The organism is Frankia sp. CoWAU3, from assembly GCF_977971855.1.
Map to the genome: position 1 here is coordinate 8,906 of NZ_CDWWXB010000101.1, position 3,965 is coordinate 12,870.

Annotated in this window: 2 protein-coding genes and 1 pseudogene; all 3 read right to left on the reverse strand. The window is 72.3% G+C overall.

The annotated features are described in order from the left end of the window. Positions 1–1,103 (reverse strand): annotated as a pseudogene (locus tag AC08ON_RS10785) (alpha-(1->3)-arabinofuranosyltransferase domain-containing protein); the annotation flags it as partial. A 13-nt stretch (positions 1,104–1,116) separates the two neighbouring features. Further along, entirely contained in the window at positions 1,117–2,472 is a 1,356-nt protein-coding gene (locus tag AC08ON_RS10790) for a glycosyltransferase family 4 protein (RefSeq protein ID WP_476607425.1), read from the reverse strand. Beyond that, positions 2,469–3,821: a hypothetical protein gene (locus tag AC08ON_RS10795; RefSeq protein WP_476607426.1), complete on the reverse strand. Its 1,353-nt coding sequence runs from the start codon at positions 3,819–3,821 to the stop codon at positions 2,469–2,471. The genes AC08ON_RS10790 and AC08ON_RS10795 overlap by 4 nt, the downstream gene beginning before the upstream one ends. Between the last annotated feature and the right edge of the window lie 144 nt (positions 3,822–3,965).

Genomic DNA, 3,965 nt, shown 5'->3' on the forward strand with positions numbered 1-3,965 from the left:
CCGCGCTGGCCCCAGCGGATGGCCGAGGTGCCGATCAGGGCGAGGATGGGTATGGTGAAGCTGACCGCGATCAGCCAGATACTCTGGGTGTAGTAGGTGGCCGGCCCGATCCACGGACCGAGCGCGTCCTGCCCATAGAAGAACCAGTTGCCCAGGCCCCGCAGCACCTCGGAGGCCTGCGAGCTGCTGGCGACCGTCTCGATCGTCTCGGTGAAGGCGAGGACGTTGAGGCCATAACCGGCCTGGGTGTAGAGCCCCGCGATCCACCACGCCGACGTGGCGAGGACGACCAGCACCGCACGGGTGCACATACTCACGGCGGCGCCGAGTCGGACCTCGCGGGTACCCCAGACGGCGAACGGTATCCACAGCAGTGGGGCGAACAGGATGAAGATCAGGCTGGAGGCGTTGATGCTGCCGATCGTCGTGACCACGAGAGCGAAGGCGGCGGGGAAGCGCCATCCGGCGGGACGCCAGCCGGCCCGGCCGGGCTCCGCCTCGCGCAACCCGCGCACGGTGATGCCGATCAGCCAGCCCAGTCCGGCGTAGGGCAGCAGGATCGCCGAGATCCGCGCCTCGTATTCCAGGATGTAGGGCGAGAGCATGTAGCCGAACGCGGCGACGAACGCGAAGCGGTCGGGCCAGCGCAACGAGCGGAGCAAGAACAGCACGCCGGTGCCGGCGCCGAACAGGATGGAGCCCGTCCACAGCCGCTGCGCGACCCAGTCGGGCAGGCCGACGAGATCCAGCAGCCAGTAGAAGGCGCCCTGCGGAAACAGATAGCCGATGTTCTGATGGGTGACGGTGCCCATGCCGATGCCGGGGTCCCACATGGAGACCGCCCGGCGCAGCATCCGGCTCGGATCGAGGTAGAGGTATGCCTTGGTGTCGGCGCCGATCTTTCCCGGTGCCGTCGCCAGCAGCGGCAGATACGCCACGGCGGCCAGCACCAGGGTCGGCCAGGAGGGCGGTCGCCGCCGGCGGATCGCCGCCGAGGCCGGACCGGACTCGGCGTGACCGGACTCGGGGCGATCGGACGAGGCCGGACCGGACTCGGGGCGACCGGACGAGGCCGGACCGGAGGGCGACGTGGTCACGGTCACCGGATCACCGCAGTCACCGGTGCGGCCCAACCAGGTCCGCGGCCCGGGCCGCGCTGGAGCGGCGGCCTTGATGCCGGGCCGCCTCCCGGACGAGCGCCGCGAACGTCGAGCGAGCCGTCTGCGCCCAGGTGAAGGTCGCCGCATGCGCCAGCGCCCCGGCGGACAGGCGGGCGCGCAGATCGTGATCGGTCAGCACGCCGGCCAGTGTCTTGCCCAGGTCGGCCGGATCCTCCACCAACACGCCGGTCTCGCCGTCGACGACCGCGTCGGTGTGTCCGGCGATCTTCGTCGCGACCGACGGCGTGCCGCAGGCGGCGGCCTCGGTGATCGTCATGCCCCAGCCTTCACGGGCCGAGGCCGAGGCCAGCACCCAGGCGCGCCGATACAGCGTCAGCAGGGCGTCGTCGTCGACCCGCCCGACGAGGCGCAGCCAGCCGCCGGCTCCGGCAGCGGAGATCCGCTTCTCCAGCTCCACCCGCTCGTAGCCCTCGCCGACGATGACCGCCTCCATCGTCGGATGTTCGTCGTGGGCGTGGACGAGCCCGTCGATGAGGACGCCGAACCGTTTCACCGGCACCAGACGCCCGACAGCGAGGACGAGCGGATGCGGCGAGCGTTCGCCGGCGGGGGAGAAGGACGGGTCGATGCCCGGCGGCACGACCGAGATGTTGCGCGGCGGCAGGCCGAGCAGTTCGATGATCTCGTGCCGGGACGACGGGGACAGCGTCAGGATGCGCGTACGCCGGTACAGCGGTGGCGCGATCTTGAATTCGACGGTCTCGCCGATCCTGGCCAGCTTCGGGGACAGCACCATCCGCCACATCTCGGCATGCACGTGGTGCAGGAACACCACCCGGGGGCAGCGGGCCCAGACCGGAGAGAAGAACGGCATCCCGTTCCAGATCTCGACCAGGCCGTCCCAGGGCCCGCCGCGGCCCAGCGCGCCGGACACCGCCGTGCGCGGGAAGACCGAGTACCGGCCCGCCTTGCGGACCACCGTGTAGCCGTTGCGGTGGACGGACTCCGGATGGCCGGACGCCACGGCCGTGCGCAGGCTCACGTCGATGCCGGCCTGCGCCCACAGCTCCGCGACCTTGTCGGCGTGCAGCTCCGACCCGCCCGACTCGGGGTCGTCGAGGTCACGCCAGGCCAGCATGTGCACGCGGCGCAGCCCCGAAGTCTCGACCAGCTCGGCGAGGGAGGGCCGGCGCGGCGCGGCCTCGATCCCGGGCGCTCCCACCTGCGCGGCCAAGAGGCCCGGCGGGACCGGGACGGCAGGCGGGACCGGGGCGGCCGGCGGCACGACGAGGCCCGCGGGGGTCGGCGGGATCGTCGCGCCGGGGCCGCGCCGATTGCTCGCGGCGCTCATGCCCGAGCCGTCCGACGGGCGGCGGCGAGCACCGACAGGCCGGTGACGATGGCCAGCACGGCCTGGCAGGCGAGGTCGGCGCGGGCGGTGCTCGTCGGTGATCCGTCCGCCCACAGCATGAGGGGGACGGTTGCGGCGGCGGCCAGCCCCAGGGCCAGCAGTACGCCTCGCTCGCCGAGAGCGAGCAGGTAGTGGGTGAACAGCACGGTAGCTCCGAGACAGGTCATCGCTGCGGCCAAGGGGAGAAGCGCGCCGGAGGCATCGGTGAAGCGAGGGCCGAAGGCCAGGGAGAGAAGTGTGTCGGGTGCGAGGAGAGCGGCGGAGAGCAGCCCCAGCGCGGGGACGAGGAGTATCGCTAGCGTTGCTCCGAGTTGATGGAGGGCGTGCTGTCCGAGATGTCGTCGATCGGCGGCCTCCGGCAGCAGGAAGCCGGCCAGCACGACCGCCGCCAGTACGAGCACCTTGCTGGCCACCGAGACGGCCGCGTAAGAGCCCGACCGGTCGGGGGCGAGCCGGCCCTGCATGAGGACGTCGATGTTCTGCAGGAGGCCGAGCATCGCCAGCGCGACGAGAGCGGCGCCGACCTCGACGGCCAGCCGGGCCGTGGGCGCCGCGGGCGAGCCCGGCTCGGGCGACGTTCCCACGACCGCGTCCGGGTGGCTGCGCAGCGTGGACCGCGTGTGGGCGAGGGCGGCCAGCACACCGAGCAGGACGGCGATCGCCGCGCCGGTCTCGTCCAGACCGGCGAGCACCAACCCGATCGTGAACACCGTCTTCACCGCGGCGTCGACGAGCAGGTTGGCGGCCAGCGCCGGATAGAGCCGGCCGCACTGCAGCAACCCCCGGTCGACGCAGAGCAGACACCAGGCGGCACCGGCGGTCACGATCTCGGCGACGCCGCCGGGACCGGGCAGCGACAGTTCGTGGGCCACGAAGCCCCGAGCGGCCACCGCGAGCATGGCGACGACCAGCACGAGCGCGACCCCGACCCGGCGGACCCGGCGGACCCACTGCGCCACCAGGTCCAACTGCCCGCTGTGCTGCCAGGTAGTGATCCGCCGGACCACCCCCACGAGCAGGGCGCTGCCCGGCATGGACACGATGAAGAAGATCGCGATCAGTTGGGCGACCGCGCCGTAGGATCGGGTACTCAGCGCGCGTGCGATGATCAGCGTGACGCCCATGTTGGCGAGGTTGGCGAGCAGGCCGGCCAGCGCCAGCGGGATGGCGCCGCGCACCGCCCCCCGCAGCCGGGTGCCCCGGGTCTGTTTCAGGCGTTTACGCAGCGTCCAGCCGTCGGCCGCGATCGCGGCCGACGCGCCGCCCGGCTGGGCGGTATTGCGCTTCATGCGGAGTCCTCCCCGACGACATACGCAGGGGTACTCCCCGCCCCGCGCAACGGAATGCCCGCGTGGGGCCGGTTCACCCGCGCCGGGGTGGTCGGTCGCCTGGTACGTCCAGGAACGGTGCTCAACGGATTGTCAGTGCCTTGT

Excerpts from the sequence above, each read along its gene's own strand:
- AC08ON_RS10790 (WP_476607425.1), bottom strand. The coding sequence starts at position 2,472 with ATGAGCGCCGCGAGCAATCGGCGCGGCCCCGGCGCGACGATCCCGCCG.
- AC08ON_RS10795 (WP_476607426.1), bottom strand. The coding sequence starts at position 3,821 with ATGAAGCGCAATACCGCCCAGCCGGGCGGCGCGTCGGCCGCGATCGCG.